Raw genomic sequence first — 22,953 nt, forward strand, 5'->3', positions numbered from 1 at the left:
AGCGCTTATAGTTCATGGCCGCCCTGCCGCAACACCTGGACCTCCACCTGATCCGCATCCTCTACCTGCTGCTGGTGGAAAAAAACGTCTCCCGCGTCGCCCTCAAACTGAATCAGCCGCAGCCCTCGATCTCGGCCTCGCTGCGCAAGCTGCGCGAGCTGACCGGAGATCCGCTGCTGGTGCGCGGCGCGCGCGGCATGGTGCCCACCCAGCACGGCGAAAGCCTGCTGATCCCGGCCAAGCGCATTCTCGACGAAACCGAAAACCTGTTCCTCAAGAAGTCGCCCTTCGTCCCGCAGGAGGAGGCGCGCACCTTCCACATCGCCGCGCCGGATTACCTGGACAGCCAGTTCCTGCCCAACCTGGTGGCGCTGCTGCGACGCGGTTCGCCCAACAGCCGCGTGAAAATCCACAGCCTGGGGCCTGGTGTCGACTACGTGCGCCTGCTCTCCGACGGCGACATGGACCTGGTCATCGCCAACTGGGACGAGCCGCCCGAGCACCTGCACATGTCCAAGCTGTTCGAAGACCCGATCATCTGCGTGATGCGCGCCGACTGCCCGTACGCGCTGCGCACCGCCAGCGACGCCATGACGCTCAACGAGTACCTGGCCCTGCCTCACGTGGCGCCGACCCAGATCCTGCCCGGATACCACGGCGTCATCGACGACTATCTGGAACGCCAGGATTTGCAGCGCAACGTTGTCGTCGAATCGGCCTACTTCGGCCTGATCCCCTACATGCTGACCCAGACAGACCTGGTGCTGACCACCGGCCGCCAGTTCGTCCGCTACTACGAAAAACAGATGGCGCTGAAAACCTATACGGTGCCGGTCAAGTTCCCGGCGATGCGCTTCTACCAGCTGTGGCACGAACGCGTGCACCAGGCGCCCGAGCACAAATGGCTGCGCGAGCAGGTAGCCGCCGCCGCCAAGGCGCTGATCCAGAAGTAAGCCACGCGAAGTACGCCGTACGATATACATCTTACGGCATACCGCGTATATCGCGCGAGCGCCGACGCGGTTATGATAAGGGTTCGATACCGGATACCACGCCATGACCACACTCTCCGATTTAAACAGCTGCGACGTCGCTACCTTCGTCGAGCACCTGCGCGGCATCTATGAGCACTCGCCCTGGATACCGCAGCGGGCGGCGGCGCAACGTCCCTTCGCCAACGCCACCGCGCTGAAGCTGGCGTTACAGGACGTGGTCAGCGCCGCCACCCTGGACGAGCAACTGGGTTTGATCCGCGAACACCCGGAACTGGCCGGCAAAGCCGCAGTCGCCGGCCAGCTGACCGCCGAATCGACCAGCGAACAGGCCAGGTCCGGGCTGCACCTGTGCAGCGCCGAGGAATTCGCCACGCTGCACCGGCTCAACGCCGACTACAACGCCAAATTCGGCTTCCCGTTCATCCTGGCGGTCAAAGGACCGGACGGACAGGGGCTGACGCGGCGCCACATCATCGCCACCTTCACGCGCCGTTTGAAGAACCAGCGCGCCGACGAAATCGCCGAGTGCCTGCGGCAGATCAAGCGCATCGCCGAGATCCGCCTGAACGACCTGCTGGGAGTGACCCTGGACTTCGGCCCGGCGATCATGCAGTGGTCCGAGATCATCGGCGCCTGGAGCGACGCGGACAACGGGGGCGACGCGGACTTCGACCTGACTTGCGCCTATATGACGCCGGCGCATCGCCGCACCGCCGCGCAACTGGCGGAATGGATGCGCGAAGCCGGCATGGAGGCGCATATCGACAACGTCGGCAATGTGGTCGGCGTGTACCGCTCCGACGTTCCGGGCGCCAAAACGCTGATGACCGGCTCGCACTACGACACGGTGCGCAATGGCGGCAAATACGATGGCCGGCTCGGCATCCTTCTGCCGATCGCCATCGTGCGCCATCTGCACCAGCGCGGCGAGAAGCTGCCTTACCACTTCGAGATCGTCGGTTTCGCCGAGGAGGAAGGGGTGCGTTTCAAGAGCACTTTCCTGGGCAGTAACGCGGTGACCGGTCGTTTCGATCTGTCGCTGCTGGACCAGACCGACGCCGACGGCATCGCGATGCGCGACGCGCTGCTGGCGGCCGGCCATGACGTGTCGCGCATTCCCGCGATCGCGCGCGATCCGGCGCAGTTGCTTGGCTTTGTCGAAGTGCATATCGAGCAGGGGCCGGTGCTGCTGGGACGGGATCTGGCGCTGGGCGTGGTGACGGCCATCGCCGGCAGCTCGCGTTACCTCGTCGAGCTGACCGGATTGGCCAGCCACGCCGGCACCACGCCGATGACGATGCGTAAGGACGCTGCCGCAGCGGCGGCGGAGATCGTGCTGCTGGTGGAGCGGCGTTGCGGGCAAGGTGTGGCGTTGGTTGGAACCGTTGGGCAGTTGCAGGTGCCGGGTGGTTCGGTCAACGTGGTGCCTGGGGCGTGCAAATTGTCGCTGGACATCCGCGCGGCCGACGACGCGGTTAGGCAGGCGGCCGTCAAGGATGTATTGGATGGCATCGCGCAGATTTGCGCGCGGAGGCAGGTGGAATTCAGTTTGCAGCGGATCGTCGATGCGGCGGCGGCGCCGTGTGCACCGAGGTTGATGGACCAGTTGGGGGCGGCGATCGAGCGGGCGGGTTTGCCGCGCTTTGATTTGCTGTCCGGCGCCGGGCATGATGCGATGGCGATGGCGGCGATCACGGATGTGGCGATGCTGTTCACGCGCTGCGGCAATGGCGGCATCAGCCACAATCCGCTGGAGACGATGACGGCCGACGATGCCGATATCGCGGCGCAGGTGCTGCTGGATTTCTTACGCAGCTACGACGGTTCCACGTAGGGCGGATTAGGCGGAACGCCGTAATCCGCCATGGTTGGGCCGTCTGCGGCGTATGCATGGCGGATTACGCGCTTCGCGCTAATCCGCCCTACGTGGATCTGAGGTGACTTTAAGCCGCAATTCTGACGCCATGTCCGCGATCACTGTGGCCCAGCCACCGCCCGGCGGCTGCCGGAACAATCGCATCGACGGATACCAAGGCGTATCGCTGCGCTCCGTCAGCCAGCGCCAGTCGCAGCGATGATCCGGCAGCAGCAGCCAGCACGGCTTGCCAAGCGCGCCCGCCAGGTGCGCCACCGCCGTATCGACACTGATCACCAGATCCAGATTGGCAATGACCCCGGCCGTATCGGCAAAGTCCTGCAGACGCGGCGCAATCGCTTGCAGCGTCATCCCCGCTGGTGGCGTCAGCACCTCCGCCTCGCTATCACCCTTCTGCAGGCTGACGAAATGCAGCGCTCCATGGTGAGAGATGTCCGCCAGCGGCAATAGTGTATGCAACGAGGGCAGCGAACGCTCGGCGTCATTCTCAAACTGAGGATTGCCTTTCCAAACCAAACCAACCCGCAATCCCTTTTGAGGCAGCATGCCGGCCCAGTAACGCACCAGCTCAGGATCGGGCGTGATATAGGGCGCCGAAGGTATGTTGGATAAGTCGGTGCTGAACATCGCCGGCAACCGCATAGGATGCGTCCAAAAATCCCAACCGCTGCCGGGCACCGCACCCTGCTGGACGTAGACCTCATCGACGCCGTCCAACCCAGCCATCAGGCGCCGCAGCGCCGGCGGACATGCCACCGCGACGCGGACCGCGCCCGCCCCCTTCAGCTTCGCGGCGTACCGACTGAAATGGATCATGTCGCCCTGCCCGGCCTCGGACACGATCACCACCGCTTTTCCTGACAGCGATTCGCCTTCCCACGGCGGGCAATTAAAGGGCTGCGCGAGACTGTCGAAGTGCCAGCGCGACTCCAGCAGCGGCCAGCCCTCGGAAAACCGGCCTTGTCGCAACAGGATGTAGGCGAGATTGAACTGCGCCTTGGGATAGTCCTCGTCCAGTTCCAGCGCGCGGCGGTAGCACGCCTCCGCCTCCTGCTCGCGCTGCACACACGCCAGCAGAACGCCCAACTGGCTCCATGCGGACGGCGACTCGGGTGCGATATCGAGCGCCATGCGCACGGCAGCTTCCGACTCGTCGAAGCGCTTGGACTTCTGCAAAAGTACGCCGAGATTTTGATATAGCTGCGCGTGATCGGGCAGCAGCGCGAGCGCGTGCAGATAGTGGAACTCGGCCTCCAGCAAGTCCCCGCGCAGCTCTTTCAGATAACCGAGATTGGCGCGCGCGCCGGCGTGCTCCGGCTGTAGCGCTATGGCCTGCCAAAAGCACTCTTCGGCGCCGAGCGCGTCGCCGACGGCCATACGCCGGTTGCCATCGAGGTAGGCTTGCTGTGGGTCTGTATACTCTCTCACACTACCCGCGCGCGCTCCAGCATCGCGTGCAGCAGCACGTTGCAGCCGGCTTCCAGATGCTCGGACTTGGCGTCCTCGATCTCGTTGTGGCTGATGCCGTCCTTGCATGGCACGAAGATCATGCCGGACGGCGCCAGACGCGCGGCGTAGATCGCATCGTGGCCGGCCCCGGACACCACGTCCATCGTCGAATATCCCAGCTTGGCGGTGGCGTTGCGCACGGCGTCAACGCAGTCCGGATGGAACGGGCAAGGCGGATAGTAGGACACGCGCTCGATCGAAATCCCCAGGCCACTTTCGGCGCGGGTCTTGTCGATAAAGGCCAGCATCTCCTCGTGCATGGTATTGAGCAGTTCATCGTTCACGTTGCGCAGGTCGATGCTGAATTTGACTTCGCCCGGAATCACATTGCGGCTGTTCGGGAACACCTGCACCATGCCTACCGTGCCGCGGCCATACGGCGGATAGCGGTTGGCGATGGCCACCACTTCCTGCATGATGCGCGTCGATACCTGCAGCGCGTCCTTGCGCAATCCCATCGGCGTCGGGCCGGCATGCGCCTCCATGCCGCTGACCACGCAGTCGTACCACGAAAGACCCATCACCGCCGGCACCACGCCGATCACCTTGTCGGCGTCCTCCAGCACCGGACCCTGTTCGATATGGGTCTCGAAGTAGGCGCCGATCGGATGCTGGCCCGGCACCTGGTCACCCTTGTAGCCGATGCGCGCCAGTTCCTCGCCCACCGTCTTGCCTTCGGTGTCCTTGGCCGCGTAGGCCGTCTCCAGGCTGAAGGCGCCGCAGAACACGCCGGAACCCATCATCACAGGGACGAAGCGCGAGCCTTCTTCGTTGGTCCAAAAGGCCACTTCGATCGGCGCCTCGGTCTTGATCTTCAGATCGTTCAATGTGCGCACCACCTCCAGGCCGGCCAGCACGCCATAGTTACCGTCGAACTTCCCGCCGGTGGGCTGGGTGTCGATATGGCTGCCGGTCATAATCGGCGGCAGCGCGTTGTTGGTGCCGTCGCGGCGCATGAAGACGTTGCCGATCTGGTCGATCGTGATCGACATGCCGGCGTCCTTGGCCCAGCCGACCACCAGGTCGCGGCCCTGCTTGTCCAGGTCCGTCAACGCCAGGCGTTTGACGCCGCCTTTCGGCGTGGCGCCGATCCGGGCCAGTTCCATCAGCGCCGCCCACAGACGGTCGCCATTGATGCGCATTTCACTCATAACCTGCTCCTGTGTTGATTAACGCGCCGACGTGGCTTTGAATGCGGGACGATCGATGTGGCGGCCTGCGCCCTCCACCGCCATCAGCACGCCGCGATGGAACACGACGTTACCGGCGGCCAGCGTGGTGCTGGGGATGCCGCGCACGGTGCGGCCTTCGAAGACGTTGAAGCCTCCCTTCGCGAACTGGGTCAGCGACGATATCGTGCGGGTGCCTTCCGGGTCCCAGACGACGATGTCGGCATCGGAGCCGACCGCGATCAGTCCTTTGCGCGGATACATATTAAAAATCTGCGCGGTATTGGTGGACGTGACCTTGACGAATTCCGAAGGCGTCAGCATGCCGCTGTTGACACCCGCGTCCCAGATCACCGACATGCGGTCCTCGACGCCACCGCAACCGTTCGGGATCTTGGTGAAGTCGTCCTTGCCGGCCGCCTTCTGCTCCGCGCAGAAGGTGCAGTGGTCGGTGGCCGTGGTGTGCAGGTTGCCGCTTTGCAGACCATGCCACAGCGCGGCCTGGTGATGCTTGCTGCGGAACGGTGGGCTCATGACGTGGGCGGCGGCGTATTCAAGGTCATCGCTCTGGTAGACGCTTTCGTCGATAAGAAGATGGCCGGCCAGCGCCTCGCCGTAAACCCGCTGGCCGTTGGCGCGCGCGCGCGTGATCGCATCCAGCGATTCGGCGCAGGATACATGCACGATGTAGACCGGCGTGTTGAGCACATTGGCGATGGCGATGGCGCGGTTGGCCGCTTCCGCCTCCACTGCCGGAGGGCGCGACAGCGGATGCGAACTCGGTCCGGTCAAGCCCTTCTTCAGCAAATCCTGCTGCAACTGATAAACCAGTTCGCCGTTCTCCGCGTGCACCGTAGGAATGGCGCCCAACTCCAGCGAGCGGCGGAAGCTCTTTACCAGCGTTTCGTCGTCGGCCATGATGGCGTTTTTGTACGCCATGAAGTGCTTGAAACTGTTGACGCCATGGTCGCGCACCAGGATTTCCATGTCGCGGTGCACGGTCTCGTCCCACCACGTGATCGCCACGTGGAAGGTGTAATCGCCGGCGGCCTTTTGGGCCCAACCGCGCCACTGGTGATAGGCCTCGATCAGGTTCTGACCGGGCGCCGGAATCACGAAGTCGATGATGGTGGTGGTGCCGCCAGCCAGCCCGGCGGCGGTGCCGGTATAAAAGTCGTCCTGCGTGACGGTGCCCATGAAGGGCAGGTTCATATGGGTGTGCGGATCTATCCCGCCAGGCATGACGTACTGCCCGGTGGCGTCGATCACGCGCGCCGACGCCGGCGCATCCAGATTTTCGCCGACGGCGACGATCTTGTCGCCATAGCACAGCACATCGGCACGAAAGGCGCGATCGGCGTTGACGACGGTACCGCCGCGGATGATAGTAGTCATTTACATCTCCTGAATCCTGGGAATCTTAGGGGTGGGCGGGCGCCCTCACCACGGGCACTGTCTTCCCCTTCATCATAACCCCATACACGATTGCGGAGATCACGATTCCGACGAACCATGCGTAGGTATAAATTGTTTTGAAACCCGCGCCCACGCCGGGGAACGACGCCGGGAAGGCGGCGTTGAGGAAGCCCGGGATGTTCGGCGCCACGCCGATGACGAAGGCGACCAGCGCGGCCATGTTCCAGCCGTTTCCGTACGAGTAGACGCCGTCCTCGCGATACAGCTCCGCCACATGCAGTTCGGTCTTGCGCACCATGTAGTAGTCGATGATCAGGATGCCGGCGATGGGCCCGAGCAGCGCCGAATAGCCGATCAACCAGGTGAAGACGTAGCCCTGGGTCGATTCGAGTATCTTCCACGGCATCATAAGGATGGCGATACCGGCGGTGATGTAGCCACCGGTCTTGTAGGAGATTTTTTTGGGCGAGAGCGCCGAAAAATCATACGCCGGTCCGACCAGATTGGCCGCCAGATTGACCGAGACGGTGTCGATCAACAAAATCAGCAGTGCCACCAGCACGGCGACGCCGGTCATGCGGCTCGCCAGGTCGACCGGGTCCCAGATCGCTTTGCCGTACAGGACGACAGTGGCCGAGGTGACGATCACCGCCATCGCCGCCAGCAGACCCATAGGAACAGGCAGGCCGACCGACTGCCCAATCACCTGGTCGCGTTGCGACTTGGCGAAGCGCGTGAAGTCGGGAATGTTCAACGCCAGGGTGGCCCAGAAGCCGACCATCGCCGTCAGCGAAGGCCAGAACACGGACCAGAACTGGCCTTCCTTCTTGCCGCCAGCGACAAACTGCGAAGGCGCCGACAGCAGCTCGCCAAAGCCGCCGGCCTTGTTGTGCACCCACGCCAGCAGCACGAAGCAGATAGCGATCTTCAGCGGCGCGGTGTAGGTCTCCAGTTTGCGGATCGCGTCCATGCCGTGCACGATGTACCAGAACTGGATGGCCCAAAAGGCCAGGAAGCAAAGCAGCTGCGCGCCATTGATGCCGAGGAAGCCGAGTTTGGCCCCGCCGATTTCGCCGCCCATCATCACGCCGAGCAGCGTGTAGATCATCGAACCGCCGAACCAGGTCTGGATGCCGTACCAGCCGCAGGCGACGATAGCGCGCATCAGCGCCGGCAGCTTCGCACCGGCGGTGCCGAACGAGGCGCGCGCCAATACCGCATAAGGAATGCCGTACTTGGTGCCGGCGTGGCCGATCAGCAGCATCGGCAGCAGCACGATGGCGTTGGCGATGAACACCGTCAGCACCGCCTGGTAACCCGACATGCCTCCCTCGATCAAACTCGCCGACAGCGTGTACGCCGGAATGCACATCACCATGCCGACCCACAGCGACGCGAAGTGATACCAGCGCCAGGTGCGTTGCGCTTCGGTGGTCGGCGCCAGGTCTTCGTTCCAGAGTTGTGTGCTGCCAGAGAGTTCTTTGCTCACAGGGCGTTCTCCAAGGGTTGATCAAACAATCGTGCATCTTCCGCTGCAAGATCCGTTCCTAGACAGTCTCCGGCACCTTCACGTTTTCCGCGCCAGGGTTGCGCGGGTCCTGCGTCCAGTTCATGTAAGGCTTGCCGGTGTCCTGCGGCACCATCGTGATGCAACCCTGCACCGGGCAGGTGATCTCGCACAGGTTGCAGCCGACGCATTCCTCCTTGATCACCTCATAGGTGCGCACGCCCGCCGCGTCGATCAGCTGCGCGATCGACTGGTGCGACGTGTCCTCGCATGCCACATAACAGCGGCCGCACTTGATGCAGTCGTCCTGGTTGATGTGCGCGATGACCTGATAGTTCATGTTCAGGTACTTCCAGTCGGTGGTGTTGGGCACGGCCTTGCCGACGAACTGGCTCACGCTCGTGTAGCCCTTCTCGTCCATCCAGCGCGACAGGCCGTCCTTCATCTCTTCGACGATGCGGAATCCGTGCAGCATGGCGGCCGTGCAGACCTGCACGCAGCCGGAACCGAGCGCCATGAATTCGGCCGCGTCGCGCCAGTTGCCGATGCCGCCGATGCCGGAGATCGGCAAGCCCTTGGTGGCCGGGTCGCGAGCGATCTCGGCGACCATGTTCAATGCGATCGGCTTGACCGCCGAACCGCAGTAGCCGCCATGCGTGCTGGCACCGCCGACGATGGGGAACGCCACCATCTGGTCCAGATCGAGATGCGTTATCGAGTTGATGGTGTTGATCAGCGAGACGGCGTCGGCGCCGCCGGCCTTGGCGGCGCGTGCCGGCGCGCGTACGTCGGTGATGTTGGGCGTCAGCTTGACGATGACCGGCAGCTTGCTGTGCGTCTTGCACCAGCGCGTGACCATTTCCACGTACTCGGGAACCTGACCCACCGCCGCGCCCATGCCGCGTTCCGGCATGCCGTGCGGGCAGCCAAAATTCAATTCGATACCGTCGGCGCCCGTGGCCTCCACCAGCGGCAGGATATCGGCCCACAGCTTCTCCTCGCACGGCAGCATCAGCGAGACGATGATCACGCGGTCGGGCCAATCCTTCTTGACCTGGGTGATCTCGCGCAGGTTGATGTCCAGCGAACGGTCGGTGATCAACTCAATGTTATTGAAGCCGAGGACCTCGCGGTTCTTGCCGTAATGCGCGGAGTAGCGCGACGAGACATTGACGGCAGCCGGATCTTCGCCGAGCGTCTTCCACACCACGCCGCCCCATCCCGCCTCGAAGGCGCGCACCACGTTGTAGGCTTTGTCGGTCGGCGGCGCGGAGGCCAGCCAGAATGGATTGATCGACTTGATGCCGCAGAATTCTATGCTCAGGTCAGCCATTATGCAGCCTCCACTTTCGATGCTTCGGTCATTGATGCTGTCATTGATTTGAGGTCTTCATGGATCGCGTGCGCCGCCAGCTTGCCATGCTGGACCGCCTGCACGGTCAGATCCTGGCCCGGCGCCACGCAGTCGCCGCCGGCGTAGATCCCCGGCAGCACCGTGCGGAACTGATCGTCGACATAAATTTTGTCACCGTCGCGTTTCAGCGTTTTCGCCAGCGGATCGCTGATGCTCGTTTGGTCCATGCTCTGGCCGATGGCCTTGAAGATGGCGTCGGCCGCGATCTCGAAGGTCTCGCCGGTGCCGCCGAAGCGGCCGTCGACGATGGCGGTTTTCTCGAAGCGCATGCCGCGCACGCGGCCCGCTTCGTCCAGCAGCACCTGCTGCGGTTGCGCCCAGATGCGCATGCGGACCTGGTTTTCCTTGGCGATGTGCTGTTCGTGTTCGGTGGCGCTCATCGCCTCGAAGCCGCGCCGGTACACCAGCGTGACCTCCTCCGCGCCGAGGCGCTGGATCTGCACCGCCATGTCGATGGCGGTATTGCCGGCGCCGATGACGATGGCACGGGATGGCAGCGGCAACTGGCTCAAATCATCCGCCTGGCGTAGCGCGGCGATGTAGTCGACGGCGGCCAGCAGGCCGGGGGCATCCTCGCCGGTCAACCCGAGCTGCTTGCTGGCGCCAAGGCCAAGGCCAAGGAACACCGCGTCGAACTGCGCGTGCAGGTCCTTCAGCCGCACGTTCCCGCCCAGGGTCTGGCCGTGGCGGATTTCGATGCCACCGATCGCCAGCAGGAAGTCCACTTCCTTCTGCGCGAAGTTATCGGTCAGCTTGTACTTGGCGATGCCGTATTCATTGAGGCCACCCGATTTCTCGCGCGATTCGTAGATCACCACGTCGTTGCCCAACATCGCCAGCCGGTGCGCGCACGACAGACCCGCCGGGCCGGCGCCGACAACAGCGATCTTTTTGCCGGTCGACGGGAAGCGTTTGAATGGATGCTCGTCGAGCGACATGTTGTCGATGGCGTAGCGCTGCAACAGGCCGATCTTCACCGGCTGGCCTTCGGCGTCGTGATTGCGCACGCAGGCGTCCTCGCACAGGATCTCGGTCGGGCAAACGCGGGCGCAACTGCCGCCCAAGATATTCTGCTTGAGGATACCGACCGCCGCGCCGTTGATGTTACCGTCGTGGATATTGCGGATGAAGCTGGCGACGTCGATGTCCGATGGACAGATGCGCGTGCACGGCGCGTCGTAGCAGTACAGGCAGCGCGAACTCTCGATCGCGGCCTTGCGCGCGTTGAGTGCCGGCGCGAGATCGGTGAAGTGTTCGGCCAGCGCCGCATTGGCTTCCTTCGGATGCGGCATGTATTTCAGGGATTCGATCATCATTCATTTTCCTGGCTAATGGCTCGGTAGTATCGGACACCCCGGACGACGAATTCGTCCGACTACTTCATCTGAGGGAATGCAAATTCCGCGCCAGCGCTCGCGGTGTTGGGCCAGCGCTGCATGACGGCCTTGTGGCGCGTGTAGAAACGCACGCCTTCGGGACCGTAGGCGTGATGGTCGCCGAACAGGCTGCGCTTCCAGCCGCCGAAACTATTGAACGCCATCGGCACCGGCAGCGGCACGTTCACACCCACCATGCCGACCTGGATCTGGCGCACGAACTCGCGCGCCACGCCGCCGTCACGCGTGTAGATCGCCACGCCGTTGCCGTACTCGTTGCGGTTGATCAGCTCCACCGCGCTGCCCACATCGGGCGAGCGCAGCATGCACAGCACGGGGCCGAAAATCTCTTCCTTGTAGATCGTCATATCGGGCGTGACGTGGTCGAACAAAGTACCGCCGACGAAGAAGCCGTTCTCGCGTCCCGGCACGATGTGGTTGCGGCCATCGACCACCAGTTTTGCGCCCTGCTCCACGCCTTCCCCGATCAAGCGCTCTATGCGCTGCTTGGCCGCGCTTGAAACGACAGGCCCCATTTCAGCGTCGTGCTCCATACCGTCGCGCACTTTCAGTGCGGCCGTGCGCTTTGCCAGTGCGTCGACGATTTTATCGCCCGCGTCGCCGACGGCGACCACCACCGAAATGGCCATGCAACGCTCGCCGGCCGAACCGTATGCGGCGCCCATCAACGCGTCGACCGTCATCTCCATATCGGCATCTGGCATCACCACCATGTGGTTCTTGGCGCCACCCAAAGCCTGCACGCGCTTGCCCGCAGCGCAGCCGCGCGCGTAGATATATTCGGCGATCGGCGTGGAGCCGACAAAGCTCAGCGCCTGCACCACCGGATGATCGAGCAGCGCGTCGACAGTGGTTTTATCGCCTTGCACAACGTTGAATACCCCGTCCGGCAGGCCGGCATCCTTCAGCAGCTTGGCGTGCAGCAGCGACGGCGACGGATCGCGTTCGGAAGGTTTGAGCACAAAGGTGTTACCGCAGGCGATAGCAACCGGGAACATCCACATCGGCACCATCACCGGGAAGTTGAACGGCGTGATGCCGGCGACCACGCCCAGCGCCTGGCGCATCGACCACGCGTCGATACCGCGCGAAATCTGATCGGTGAATTCGCCCTTCAGCATCTGCGGAATGCCGACCGCGAACTCCACCATCTCGATGCCGCGCGCGACCTCGCCCTGCGCATCGGCGAAGGTCTTGCCGTGTTCACGCGTCAGCATCGCCGCGAATTCGTCGACGTGCTGCTGGCACAGCTGGAGATACTTGAACAGCACGCGCGCGCGCGTCAGCGGCGGCGTCGCCGACCAGGCGGGGAAAGCCGCTTCGGCCGCGCGCACGGCGACGTCGACTTCTTCGACGGTGCCCAGCGCAACGCGTGCCACCGGTTCGCCCAGCGCCGGATTGAACACGTCCGCATAGCGGCCGCTTTGGGTGTCGACTTTGGCGCCGTTGATGAAGTGGGTGATGGTGTCAAGGTTGCTCATGGTGTTCTTCTTTCGTTATATCGTCTTATGGTCAGCCCAGCAGGCCGTCCGCGTCTACGTAGGGGTAGCCCAGCGCATGCGCCACCGCTGCATAGGTGACGTGGCCCTGGCATACATTCAAGCCGTTCTTCAGGTGGGCATTGGCTTTCAGCGCTTTTTGCCAGCCTTTGTCGGCCAGCGCCAGCGCGTGGGTGATCGTCGCGTTGTTCAACGCGAAGGTCGAGGTGCGGGCCACCGCGCCGGGCATGTTGGCCACGCAGTAGTGCACCACGCCGTCGACCACGAAGGTCGGGTCCTGGTGCGTGGTGGCGCGCGAGGTTTCGAAGCATCCTCCCTGGTCGATGGCGACGTCCACCACCACCGCGCCGGGCTTCATGCGCGAGATCATATTGCGCGTGACCAGCTTGGGCGCGGCAGCGCCGGGCACCAGCACCCCGCCGATGACGAGGTCCGCGTCCAGCACCGCCTGTTCGATCGAATGGGCGCTGGAGAACATCGTCGAGATGCGGTTGCCGTACACCAGATCGAGCTGGCGCAGGCGGTCGATGTTCTTGTCGAGGACCGTCACGCGCGCACCGATGCCCACCGCCATCTGCAAGGCGTTGGTGCCGACCACGCCGGCGCCGATGATGGCGATATGGCCGGGCGCCACGCCGGGCACGCCACCCAGCAAAAGCCCCATGCCGCCCTTGGATTTTTCCAGGTGCGCGGCGCCGGCCTGGATCGACATGCGCCCCGCCACTTCGCTCATCGGCGCCAGCAGCGGCAGGCCGCCGTTGTCGCCGGTGATGGTTTCGTAGGCGATGCACACCGCGCCCGATTCGACCAGCGCCTTGGTTTGTTCGGCGTCCGGCGCCAGGTGCAGATAGGTGTAGAGGATCTGGTCCTTGCGCAGCATCGCGCATTCGTTCGGCTGCGGCTCCTTGACTTTGACGATCATGCCGGCGCGGGCGAAGATGTCCGGCGCATTGTCGACGATCTCGGCGCCGGCGCCTTCATACATCGCGTCGGTCAGTCCGATGGCGGCGCCCGCGTCCTTTTGTACAAGGACTTGGTGGCCGCGCAGTACGAGTTCCTTCACGCTGGCCGGGGTAAGGCCAACGCGGGACTCCTGGTTCTTGATTTCTTTTGGAACGCCTACCAGCATGATGGTCTCCTCGTTTTAATACCGCTCACTCCAGGTTTTTCAGCACCGTCGTCAACTTTCCAAACAATTCATCGATATGTTTTTTCTCCAGCACCAGCGGCGGCGACAAGGCGATCGTGTCGCCCGTCGTGCGGATCAGGATGCCGTCGGCGAAGGCCTGCTTGAACGCGGTGAACGCGCGCACGCCCGGCTTGCCGGCGATGGGCGCCAGCTCGATGCCGGCGATCAGGCCAATGGTGCGGATGTCGATCACGTGCGGCAGGCCCTTGAGCGAATGCACGGCGTCGGCCCAGTACTCGGCCATGCCGGCCGCGTGCTCCAGGATGTTCTGCTCCTTGAACACCTCCAGGGTCGCCAGCGAAGCCGCGCATGCCACCGGATGGCCCGAATAGGTATAACCGTGGAACAGCTCAATGCCCGCTGGCGCATCCATGAAGGCGTCGTGGATATGCTGTTTGCTGAACACCGCGCCCATCGGAATCACGCCGTTGGTCAGCCCTTTGGCGGTGGTCATCATGTCCGGCTCGACGTCGAAATAGTCCGACGCGAACGGCGTCGTCAAACGTCCGAAGCCGGTGATCACTTCGTCGAAGATGAGCAGGATGCCGTGCTTGGTGCACAGCTCGCGCAGGCGCTTCAGATAGCCCTTGGGCGGTATCAGCACGCCGGTCGATCCGGCCACCGGTTCGACGATGACGGCGGCCACGGTGGAGGCGTCGTGCAGCGCGACGATGCGCTCCAGTTCATCGGCCAGCTCGGTGCCGTATTCCGGCTCGCCGCGGGTGTAGGCGTTCTTTTCGAGGTTGTGCGTGTGCGGCAGGTGGTCCACGCCGGGCAGCATGACGGTGTACTGTTTGCGGTTGCCGGCGATGCCGCCGACCGAAATGCCGCCGAAGCCGACGCCGTGGTAGCCGCGTTCACGGCCGATCAGCCGCGTGCGCGACGCCTCGCCGCGCGCCTTGTGGTACGCCAGCGCCATCTTCAGCGCGGTGTCCACGGCTTCGGAGCCGGAGTTGGTGTAGAAGACGTGGCCGAAGCGGTGGTTGGTGTATTCCATCAGCTTTTCGGCCAGGTCGAAGGCGGCCGGGTGGCCCATCTGGAAGGTCGGCGCGAAATCGAGCTGGCCGACCATCTCGCGCACGGCGGCGACGATCTTCGGCTGGGCGTGGCCGCACGGGACGCACCACAGGCCCGCCGTGCCATCGAGGATGCTGTTGCCGTCGACGTCCTTGTAGTACATGCCCTCGGCCGATACCAGCAGGCGGGGATGGGCTTTGAAGTCGCGGTTGTTCGTGAACGGCATCCAGAAGGACGCCATCGATTCTGGTCGTGATTCGTTCATGCATATCTCCTGTGGCGCCAAGCGGATTTTTTGACGAACCGTAAAAAAATTTACCAGTTGGCAAAATGATGATGCAATAATAGACAGCGCTACAACTATGGCACAGATACACAAATATCAAAACTGTCCAACCGTATCGGTAGTAAAAACAGTACAGTTTTGCTTTATGCCGCCTTTGGAGTCAAGGATGGAACAAGCGTCTGCTGCGATCGATCAATCCGCCAACGAACCGTCTCAGCCACCCGGCGCGGCCGGCTGGCCCGTCGTCGCCATAGAGCGCAGCGGCAAAGGCAGCCTCGTGGATCAGATCGTCTCTGCGATCAGCGCCATGGTCGGTGCGCGGGAGTTGCGCATCGGAACCAAAATGCCGTCCGTGCGGCAATTCGCCAAGTGTAATGGCGTCAGCACCTTTACAGTTGTGGAATCCTACGACCGCCTCGTCACCTTGGGGCTGCTGTCGTCGCGGCGCGGATCCGGCTACTTCGTGGCGCGCCAGGACCTGCCGGCGGCGCTGCTGCCGCTGGCCGGCGAAGCCACGCCGACCGCCATCGACGCCCTCACCGCCCACCTGTACTCCGGCATGTCCGACGCGCTGGCGGTGGGCGCCGGCTGGCTGCCGCCGGAGTGGTACGGCGAGGACACCATCCTCGACGCCGTGCGCCACGCCATGCGCATCCCGGCCAACCGCCTGCGCGGCTACGGCCATCCGCTCGGCTTCCCGACCCTGCGCCAGCACCTTGCCGCCTGCCTGACCGAAGACCTTTTCCCGGTGGAGCCGGAGCAGGTCCTGCTCACGCACGGCGCCACCCACGCCTTCGATCTGATCCTGCGCACGCTCACGCGGCCGGGCGACACCGTCTTGGTCGAGGACCCGGGCTACAGCAACCTGCTGTCGCTGATCCGCCACCACGGCTGCGTGGCGGTCGGCATCCCGCGCGGCGACCAGGGGCTGGACTTCGAGGCGCTGGCCAGGCAGGCCGCGCACACCCAGCCCAAACTCATGTTCGTCAACACGGTGCTGCAAAACCCGCTCGGCACCTCGCTCAGCGCGGCGCAGGCGCACCGTCTGCTGGGCCTCGCGGAGCAGTTCGACTTCTGGCTGGTGGAGGACGACATCTACCGCGAGCTGGCGCCGCGCGGCGAGGCTTCGCTGGCGGCGATGGACGGCCTGCGGCGCGTGATCCGCGTCGGCAGCTTCTCCAAAACCTTGTCGCCGGTGCTGCGGGTCGGCTCGATCTGCGCCTCGGCCTCGCTGCTGCCGGAACTGGTGCGGGTCAAGATGCTGGCCGGGCTGACCACCTCCGAGATCAACGAGCGCGCCGTCTACCACGCCATCAGCGCGCGGCCCTACAAGCGCATGGTCGACAAGTTGATCGCCCAGCTGGAGGCGGGCCGCGAGCGCACCATCGAGAGCCTGCGCGGCGCCGGCATGACGCCGCTGGCCAAGCCGCGCGGCGGCATGTTCGTCAGCGCCGGCTGGCAGCAGGCCCCCAGCGCCGAATGGAACGGCCAGGTCATCGCCGACCAGGCGCTGAAGGCCGGCATCCTGCTGTCGCCGTGCGAGTTCTTCATGCTGCGCCGGCCGGAGACGATCTGGTTCCGCTTCAACGTCGCCTACACCGACCACCCGCAACTACTGACCTTCCTGAACCACATATGTCGACAGCCAAACTGACCGCAGCGCCCCCGCCGAAGATCAAACGGCGCGTCCTGAACCGCGACAAGCTCGAAGCGGAAATCGCCGCCGAGGCGGTGCGGGTGTTCGCCGAATGCGGCTACGAGGGCACGTCGATCGCCACCGTGGCGGAGAACGCCGGCCTGTCGAAACAGAACCTGATGTACTACTTCCCCACCAAGCAGTCGCTGTACCAGCGCGTGCTGGACGAGGTCCTCGACGAATGGCTGGAGCGCATGGAGAATCTGGCCGCCGAGGACCAGGAGCCGCGCGAAGTGCTGCGCACCTACGTGCAGGCCAAGTTGAAGTTCTCGCGCGAGCAGCCGTGGGCGTCGCGCGTGTACGCGATGGAGGTGATCAGCGGCGCGCAGCTGTACGGCGCGCAGATCCAAAGCCGCGTGGTGCCGCTGCTGCGCAGGGATATCGAGGTGTTTGAAAAATGGATCAGCGCCGGCAAGATCGCGCCGATCAACGCCACGCACCTGCTGTTCGCCATCTGGGCGATGACGCAGTCCTACGCCGACTTCTCGGCGCAGATGGCGCTGGTGTTGAACCGCAAGCAGCTGAACAAAAAAGACTTCGAGGATGCTGAAAAAGTCATCGTCGACATGGTGCTGGCGGCGATCAGCGTGCCGGCGCCATGATTTTTCCACGGCGTGCCATCACGCCGATCAACGCCACACCGGCCAGCCTCATCTCGCAGGTGGGCCGGCCGAAAAGGTCCGCTGCTCCTTGAGACGAAAAAAAATCAACGATGCCCGGAAGACATCGTTGATTTCTCAGTGGTCGGGCCGCGTGGCCCGGATGCCTGCTTTAAGCCTGCTTGCGGCGGCGCGCCATGAAGCCGAGCAGACCCAGGCCGGCCATCAGCATGGCGTAGGTTTCCGGTTCCGGCACGGCGCCGGCGAAGGTGTTGATGTGGATCTCGGCGCGTGAATCGAGGTTGTTGACGTAGACGCCACCTTCGATGTTGGCGTTGTTGATCAGATCGGCGTTGACGGCCAGGATCGAGCCGCCGAACTCGGCGTTGATGGTCAGGTCGGTCGCGTTGTAGAAGTTCCAGATGACCTTCTGGCCGGCTTCACGTGCGCTACCGCCCAGGAAGTTATCGTTGATCACGGCCGAGGTGATGCCGGTGTTCATGTAGACCGAGGTGGCGCCGTTGAAGTTGAAGCTGAATTCGTGCACCAGGTTCTGGTTGAACAGCGTGCTTTCGATGCCGGTCAAATCAAACACCGCCGCGCCCTGGCTGTTGACCTTGGCGTTGAAAGTGGCCTTGCCCGAATCGATGACGACACTGCTGCCGGTCGACGTAAACGTTTTCATCGTATTGGACAGATGGCCCAGCACCTGGCCCATGTCGGTCGACGTCGCGGCGGCCGAGTTGGTCGCCTGCAGGCTGCCGGCCGCTACGGAGTTGAGCTTGGTCACGTTGACGTTGCCGCCGTTGGTGCTGCCCTGGACGTAGACGCTGCCGTTGCCGTTGTAGCTGGTGTTGATCGAGTTGCCGTAGATCGCGCTGCTGCCGTTGTTGACGATGGAATCGACAACGTTGCCGTAGACCACGGCGCCCTTGTCGGTGACCTGGGTGTTGCTCATGGCTGGCTGGCCGGCGGCGACGCCGACGCCCCTGACCGTCACCGCTGCGTAATCGGACGCGCGGATGTCTTGCGGATGCATGCCCAGCACGGCACCATTGCCCTGCATCGAACCGGTCACATAGGTGCGGCCGTCGACGTGCGAGCTGGACTTCATGTTGCCCAAGGTAACAACGTTGAACTGTTCAAAAATCTGCTGCTGGCTCAGCGAACCGGCCTGTGCGGGAGCGGCGAAGATGGCGGCGATGGCCAGCGTGCTCAGTGCGAAATAACGGGACATTAAATTTCCTTAGTTTAAGAATAAATGGCCGCTTGGCGGCACGCATATTACCGATGAACAATTCAGTTGCACGGAGTATACCACCCTTAATTGCCAATAACACATATGTTTTTGTTTTTTCTTAACAAATTTTTGTTGTGATCAGATCCATGTTTGATGTTCCACAACACCGGCGCCGTCGAAACCTGCGCCTGCTCCCGCCCGCCGTTCGTCGGCGGTTAGCGCCGGTCAAGCCGCCCAAACCGCAGTTGATCGGAATCCCTCCCGGCGCCGGCGCCCTTTTGCTACAGTGTTCATATCGCAACACACTATGGAGACCCAGCATGCGCAAGCCGACCACCGATTCCCTGTCCCACCTGCTCGACGAGATTTTCGCCACCAGCATGCACATGCTGCGCCGCGCGGTGCGCCTGATCGGCGCCATGCCGCCGTCCGCGCTGCTGGGCGCGGCGCTCGCGCTGGCGCTGATCCTGGCCATCCTGCCGATGGCGATCGTGCTGTTCGCCGCCTTCATGCTGGTCAAGCTGGCGGTGCTGGGCTGCGTGATGGCCAAGCGCCGCCAACGGCTGCGCAAGGAGCGCCTGCAATGAGAAAATCGCGGCTGGCCAAGGCCGGCTACGACAATGCCAAAAGCCTGCTCGACATCGTGCGCGAGATCGGCGAAACCGCCGCCACCCTGTGGTGGCGCTTCTTCGACTGGCTGGCGCAGGTCGAATGGCGCAAGCTGATCATCATCTGGCTGCTGCTGTTGATCCTCGGCCTGACGCCGTTCGGCCTGCCCAAGCAGACGGTCGGCTTCATCCTGCTGTCGCTGGGCCTGAAGGTGCTGGCCGGCGGCAAGCGCAAGGCCGAGCTGGAGGCGCGCGACGCCACCAGCCACGCCGACGAGGAAGGCCTGGAGCGGCGGCTGGTGGAAGCGCGCATGGCAGCGCTGCAGGCGCAGGTCGAGCCGCACTTTTTGTTCAACACCCTGGCGCTGATCGGCCAGTTGATCGAGACCGATCCGCCGCAGGCGGCGCGCATCCACCAGAACCTGATCGACTACCTGCGCGCCACCCTGCCGCAGATGCGCGCCAAGGGCGCCGGCACGCTGGGACGGCAGATCGAGATGTCGCGCGCCTATCTGGCCATCATGCAGGCGCGCATGCGCGCGCGGCTGGCCGTCTCGGTCGACGTGCCGGACCACATGCTCAGCGCCACCTTCCCGGTGATGATGCTGCAGATCCTGATCGAGAACGCCATCAAGCACGGCCTGGAGCCCAAGATCGACGGCGGCCGCATCGACATCCGCGCCAACGTCGACGGCCAGATGCTGCAGGTCGACGTCATCGACGACGGCATCGGCTTCAACGTCCACGCCGGCGATGGCCTGGGACTGGCGAACGTGCGCGAACGCCTGCGCATCCTGTACGGCCAACGCGCGCAATTGGTGATCGAGGCGCCGCTGACGGGCGGCACCCGCGCCAGCATCCGGGTGCCATACGCGCCCGACATTTTTGCCGGCGGGGTCAAATGAACCTTCCCATGAATCCGCACACGAATTTTTCAACGACTGCGCCGCCGCGCCGCGCCACCGCGCTGATCGCCGACGACGAGGAACCGATGCGCGACCAACTGCGCAGCCGACTGCGCGAAGCGTGGCCGGGGCTGGAGATCGTGGCCGAAGCGGCCAACGGCATCGAGGCCGTGGCGCTGGCCGGCCAGCACCAGCCGGACATCGTCTTCCTCGACATCCGCATGCCCGGCCTGTCCGGCATCGAGGCGGCGCGCATGCTGTTCAACCGTTGCCACCTGGTGTTCGTGACGGCCTACGACCAGTACGCGATCGAGGCGTTCGAACAGGGCGCGCTCGACTACCTGCTCAAGCCGGCCGGCGGCGAGCGGCTCAAGACCACCTGCGCGCGGCTGCAAACGCTGATCGGCCGGCAGCCGTCCAACATCGAGCGCCAGCTGGGCGCGCTGCTGGCGGCCCAGGGCAAACCGGCACGCCCCGATCCGGCCAAGCCCGCATACCTGCGCTGGATCCAGGCGGTGGTCGGCGCCAACCTGCGCATGATCAGCACGCGCGAGGTGCTGTTCTTCCGCGCCGACGAAAAGTACACCCGCGTCCAGACCGAGCAGTCCGAGGTATTGATACGCAAGACACTCAAGGAGCTGGCCGACGAGCTGGACCCGGACGAGTTCTGGCGCATCCACCGCTCGACGCTGGTGCGGGTGGACGCCATCGAGGGCGTCACGCGCGACCTGCGCGGCCGGCAGATGGTCAAGATCAGGAACTTCTGCGAGCAGTTGGAGGTCAGCCGGGGCAACACCCACCTGTTCCAGCAGATGTGAGGATTTGTGATTTTCCCCTGAGCGCTATCAATATATACTTTCTTTTCCCGGCCTGTTTGCATCAGCACGGCGAACCGACCGCGCGGAAAATCGATCGAATCTGTTCCATCGACAGAACGGGGAGAAAAGAATGTCCAGCATACCCAAGCAAACCCTCTGCACCGTAGTACCCTGCATGCGCTACCGCGACGCGCCGGCCGCCATCACCTGGCTGTGCGACACCTTCGGCTTCGAACCGCAACTGGTCGTCCCCAACGAGGACGGCACCATCGCCCACGCCCAGCTCTCGTTCGGCAACAGCATGATCATGCTCGGTTCGGTGTTCGACACCGAATTCGGCAGGTTGATGAAGCAGCCCGCCGAAGTCGGCCACTTCGTCACGCAAAGCACCTACCTGGTGGTCAACGACGCCGACCTGGTGTACGGCCGCGCGCTGGAAGCCGGCGCCAAAATCCTGTTGGATATCAAAGACGAAGATTACGGCGGCCGGGGCTTCACCTGCCGCGACCCCGAAGGCCACGTATGGAGCATCGGCACCTACGATCCACAAGGCTGAGCGCGCGCACCGGCCACGCGCCGTCAGCCCTGCGTCAACGCGTCGATCAGCGTCCGGTCGGCGACCTGCGTGGGATGAATGCGGATGATGTCGCTGTACAGCGGCGGCATCGCGGCGCAGATGGCATCGAGCTCCGCCTGCGCGATGGCCGGAACCACATACTGGAACTGCCTTGGATTGTTGGCCGGCAGCGGCCCTTCCATCGTCGAGCCGTAGGCGCCGAGATTCATGAAGCTGACCGCGCCGGCGTCCGGCCCCCTGGCGAAAACCAGGGTGCCGTCCTTCGGGTGGCCCAGATAGCGGCGCACCTCCTCTTGCCGCTCCGGCGCGGCGCCCGCCATCAACTTGTAGCGCAGTTGCGCGTAGGCGCGCGTGGCTTCCATGAAGGCGCTACGGATGCCCGATTGCGTCATCCTGCCGTGCATGCACAGCAGCAGATTGCCGAACGAATCGAGCAGCGCGACGGCGTCGCCTTCGCCACCGCCGCCATGTTCGCGGTCGCGCGCCATCGTCTGTAACAGGAACGGCGCCAGGCCCGCATCGGGCGTGAGCGGCGCGCAGCGGTAGGTCAGCGCGTCCGGATAGACCTGCTTCAGGGCCAGCGCGATGACGTGGTCGGGCGCCAAGGTGGCGGGATCGCGCAGCTGTTCCGAAGGCGGATCGGTCTGGAACAGACGCATCACCTCATCGGATGTCGCCTCGAACACCAGCGCGCACAAGGCCTGCGTCGGTTCCGATATGGTCTTACCGATGAAGAAGGACTTGGGCGTGGCGCCGGAAGCGGCGCGCGCATACAGCGACGAGCCCAAAATCGCCGGATAGCTGAAGGTGGATGCGGCTTGCGCGCGCAGCGTCTGCGGCAGCGCGCCAAAGCCGGCGCTGATATCGTGGTCGATGCCGGCTTCGCGGTCAGGCGCGGCCACCACCACATTAAAGCCGCCGGCCAGTATCGCGCCGCTGCACATGCAGCACGGATCGAGCGAAGTGACGATGGTGATGTCCTGCGGCGGCGGCAGGTCGCGGCCCTTGGCCCGTTCGGCGTAGTACCAGTCGATCAACTGGCGCTCGCCGTGGGCGGTGGGATCGAAAATCAAACCCTGCTTGACGACGTTGTTGTGCAGCGATTGCAGCACGTTGCCATGCTGGTCCAGCATCAGGCCACCGACGCCGAAGGTGCCCTGCGTCTTGGCGGCGATCGCCTCGGCCGCCGCGATCGCGACGGCCGCCTGCACGTCGATCGTCTTCTTGAGGGCCAAA

Annotated in this window: 19 protein-coding genes; 8 read left to right on the forward strand and 11 right to left on the reverse strand. The window is 64.0% G+C overall.

From position 1 onward, the window contains the following. Positions 1-14: 14 nt before the first annotated feature. A complete protein-coding gene (locus NHH73_25970) occupies positions 15-953 on the forward strand; it encodes a LysR substrate-binding domain-containing protein (protein USX25975.1) in 939 nt (312 codons plus the stop codon). Positions 954-1,056: 103 nt separating this feature from the next. Then, complete coding sequence (locus NHH73_25975) at positions 1,057-2,829, forward strand: allantoate amidohydrolase (GenBank protein ID USX25976.1); 1,773 nt, start codon at positions 1,057-1,059, stop codon at positions 2,827-2,829. 78 nt (positions 2,830-2,907) lie between these two features. On the opposite strand, the gene NHH73_25980 is transcribed toward NHH73_25975, so the two are convergent. From NHH73_25980 to NHH73_26020, 9 genes are read right to left on the reverse strand one after another with little or no spacing between them, the layout of a single operon-like run. Beyond that, positions 2,908-4,248: a tetratricopeptide repeat-containing glycosyltransferase family protein gene (locus NHH73_25980; protein USX25977.1), complete on the reverse strand. Its 1,341-nt coding sequence runs from the start codon at positions 4,246-4,248 to the stop codon at positions 2,908-2,910. A 47-nt stretch (positions 4,249-4,295) separates the two neighbouring features. Continuing rightward, the gene (locus NHH73_25985; protein ID USX25978.1) at positions 4,296-5,531 is read right to left on the reverse strand and encodes a Zn-dependent hydrolase; all 1,236 of its coding nucleotides are present in this window, start codon (positions 5,529-5,531) and stop codon (positions 4,296-4,298) included. A gap of 18 nt (positions 5,532-5,549) precedes the next feature. After that, positions 5,550-6,944, reverse strand: a complete 1,395-nt coding sequence (hydA, locus tag NHH73_25990) for a dihydropyrimidinase (protein ID USX25979.1) — start codon at positions 6,942-6,944, stop codon at positions 5,550-5,552. Positions 6,945-6,969: 25 nt separating this feature from the next. Beyond that, positions 6,970-8,454, reverse strand: coding sequence for an NCS1 family nucleobase:cation symporter-1 (locus tag NHH73_25995; protein ID USX25980.1), 1,485 nt, complete (start codon positions 8,452-8,454; stop codon positions 6,970-6,972). A gap of 58 nt (positions 8,455-8,512) precedes the next feature. Next, positions 8,513-9,805 (reverse strand): NAD-dependent dihydropyrimidine dehydrogenase subunit PreA, encoded by a 1,293-nt coding sequence (gene preA / locus NHH73_26000; GenBank protein USX25981.1) that lies wholly within the window; start codon positions 9,803-9,805, stop codon positions 8,513-8,515. Then, positions 9,805-11,202 carry an NAD(P)-dependent oxidoreductase gene (locus NHH73_26005; GenBank protein ID USX25982.1) on the reverse strand — a complete coding sequence of 466 codons (1,398 nt, stop codon included), beginning with the start codon at positions 11,200-11,202 and terminating at the stop codon, positions 9,805-9,807. The genes preA and NHH73_26005 overlap by 1 nt, the downstream gene beginning before the upstream one ends. A gap of 59 nt (positions 11,203-11,261) precedes the next feature. Next, positions 11,262-12,764, reverse strand: coding sequence for a CoA-acylating methylmalonate-semialdehyde dehydrogenase (locus NHH73_26010; protein ID USX25983.1), 1,503 nt, complete (start codon positions 12,762-12,764; stop codon positions 11,262-11,264). Positions 12,765-12,795: 31 nt separating this feature from the next. Then, positions 12,796-13,911 (reverse strand): alanine dehydrogenase, encoded by a 1,116-nt coding sequence (ald, locus tag NHH73_26015; GenBank protein USX25984.1) that lies wholly within the window; start codon positions 13,909-13,911, stop codon positions 12,796-12,798. A 25-nt stretch (positions 13,912-13,936) separates the two neighbouring features. Continuing rightward, positions 13,937-15,253: an aspartate aminotransferase family protein gene (locus NHH73_26020; GenBank protein ID USX25985.1), complete on the reverse strand. Its 1,317-nt coding sequence runs from the start codon at positions 15,251-15,253 to the stop codon at positions 13,937-13,939. Positions 15,254-15,440: 187 nt separating this feature from the next. Between NHH73_26020 and NHH73_26025 the strand changes: the two genes are divergently transcribed. Both NHH73_26025 and NHH73_26030 read left to right on the forward strand, forming a co-directional pair. Further along, entirely contained in the window at positions 15,441-16,928 is a 1,488-nt protein-coding gene (locus tag NHH73_26025) for a PLP-dependent aminotransferase family protein (GenBank protein USX25986.1), read from the forward strand. After that, positions 16,910-17,572, forward strand: coding sequence for a TetR/AcrR family transcriptional regulator (locus NHH73_26030; protein ID USX25987.1), 663 nt, complete (start codon positions 16,910-16,912; stop codon positions 17,570-17,572). Before NHH73_26025 ends, NHH73_26030 begins: the two co-directional genes overlap by 19 nt. Positions 17,573-17,741: 169 nt before the next feature. Here the strand turns inward: NHH73_26030 and NHH73_26035 are convergent, their stop codons facing one another. After that, positions 17,742-18,806, reverse strand: a complete 1,065-nt coding sequence (locus NHH73_26035; GenBank protein USX25988.1) for a choice-of-anchor A family protein — start codon at positions 18,804-18,806, stop codon at positions 17,742-17,744. 323 nt (positions 18,807-19,129) lie between these two features. Here NHH73_26035 and NHH73_26040 point away from each other — a divergent pair, with 323 nt between their 5' ends. The 4 genes from NHH73_26040 to NHH73_26055 all read left to right on the forward strand — a co-directional run bounded on the left by NHH73_26040 (position 19,130) and on the right by NHH73_26055 (position 21,696). Beyond that, entirely contained in the window at positions 19,130-19,396 is a 267-nt protein-coding gene (locus tag NHH73_26040; GenBank protein USX25989.1) for a hypothetical protein, read from the forward strand. After that, positions 19,393-20,322, forward strand: coding sequence for a histidine kinase (locus NHH73_26045; protein USX25990.1), 930 nt, complete (start codon positions 19,393-19,395; stop codon positions 20,320-20,322). Before NHH73_26040 ends, NHH73_26045 begins: the two co-directional genes overlap by 4 nt. After that, the gene (locus NHH73_26050) at positions 20,319-21,140 is read left to right on the forward strand and encodes a LytTR family DNA-binding domain-containing protein (protein ID USX25991.1); all 822 of its coding nucleotides are present in this window, start codon (positions 20,319-20,321) and stop codon (positions 21,138-21,140) included. Before NHH73_26045 ends, NHH73_26050 begins: the two co-directional genes overlap by 4 nt. 130 nt (positions 21,141-21,270) lie before the next feature. After that, positions 21,271-21,696, forward strand: a complete 426-nt coding sequence (locus NHH73_26055) for a VOC family protein (GenBank protein USX25992.1) — start codon at positions 21,271-21,273, stop codon at positions 21,694-21,696. Between the two features lie 23 nt (positions 21,697-21,719). Here the strand turns inward: NHH73_26055 and NHH73_26060 are convergent, their stop codons facing one another. Further along, on the reverse strand, positions 21,720-22,952 hold the full coding sequence (locus NHH73_26060) for a nucleoside deaminase (GenBank protein USX25993.1): 1,233 nt from the start codon (positions 22,950-22,952) through the stop codon (positions 21,720-21,722). Position 22,953: the final 1 nt, after the last annotated feature.

Source organism: Oxalobacteraceae bacterium OTU3CINTB1 (genome assembly GCA_024123955.1).
GTDB lineage: Bacteria > Pseudomonadota > Gammaproteobacteria > Burkholderiales > Burkholderiaceae_D > Rugamonas.

What these genes read in the sequence shown, in the direction of transcription:
- NHH73_25970 (USX25975.1), top strand. Translation starts at nt 15, where the DNA reads ATGGCCGCCCTGCCGCAACACCTGGACCTCCACCTGATCCGCATCCTC.
- NHH73_25975 (USX25976.1), top strand. Translation starts at nt 1,057, where the DNA reads ATGACCACACTCTCCGATTTAAACAGCTGCGACGTCGCTACCTTCGTC.
- NHH73_25980 (USX25977.1), bottom strand. Translation starts at nt 4,248, where the DNA reads ATGGCCGTCGGCGACGCGCTCGGCGCCGAAGAGTGCTTTTGGCAGGCC.
- NHH73_25985 (USX25978.1), bottom strand. Translation starts at nt 5,531, where the DNA reads ATGAGTGAAATGCGCATCAATGGCGACCGTCTGTGGGCGGCGCTGATG.
- hydA (USX25979.1), bottom strand. Translation starts at nt 6,944, where the DNA reads ATGACTACTATCATCCGCGGCGGTACCGTCGTCAACGCCGATCGCGCC.
- preA (USX25981.1), bottom strand. Translation starts at nt 9,805, where the DNA reads ATGGCTGACCTGAGCATAGAATTCTGCGGCATCAAGTCGATCAATCCA.
- NHH73_26005 (USX25982.1), bottom strand. Translation starts at nt 11,202, where the DNA reads ATGATGATCGAATCCCTGAAATACATGCCGCATCCGAAGGAAGCCAAT.
- NHH73_26010 (USX25983.1), bottom strand. Translation starts at nt 12,764, where the DNA reads ATGAGCAACCTTGACACCATCACCCACTTCATCAACGGCGCCAAAGTC.
- ald (USX25984.1), bottom strand. Translation starts at nt 13,911, where the DNA reads ATGCTGGTAGGCGTTCCAAAAGAAATCAAGAACCAGGAGTCCCGCGTT.
- NHH73_26020 (USX25985.1), bottom strand. Translation starts at nt 15,253, where the DNA reads ATGAACGAATCACGACCAGAATCGATGGCGTCCTTCTGGATGCCGTTC.
- NHH73_26025 (USX25986.1), top strand. Translation starts at nt 15,441, where the DNA reads ATGGAACAAGCGTCTGCTGCGATCGATCAATCCGCCAACGAACCGTCT.
- NHH73_26030 (USX25987.1), top strand. Translation starts at nt 16,910, where the DNA reads ATGTCGACAGCCAAACTGACCGCAGCGCCCCCGCCGAAGATCAAACGG.
- NHH73_26035 (USX25988.1), bottom strand. Translation starts at nt 18,806, where the DNA reads ATGTCCCGTTATTTCGCACTGAGCACGCTGGCCATCGCCGCCATCTTC.
- NHH73_26040 (USX25989.1), top strand. Translation starts at nt 19,130, where the DNA reads ATGCGCAAGCCGACCACCGATTCCCTGTCCCACCTGCTCGACGAGATT.
- NHH73_26045 (USX25990.1), top strand. Translation starts at nt 19,393, where the DNA reads ATGAGAAAATCGCGGCTGGCCAAGGCCGGCTACGACAATGCCAAAAGC.
- NHH73_26050 (USX25991.1), top strand. Translation starts at nt 20,319, where the DNA reads ATGAACCTTCCCATGAATCCGCACACGAATTTTTCAACGACTGCGCCG.
- NHH73_26055 (USX25992.1), top strand. Translation starts at nt 21,271, where the DNA reads ATGTCCAGCATACCCAAGCAAACCCTCTGCACCGTAGTACCCTGCATG.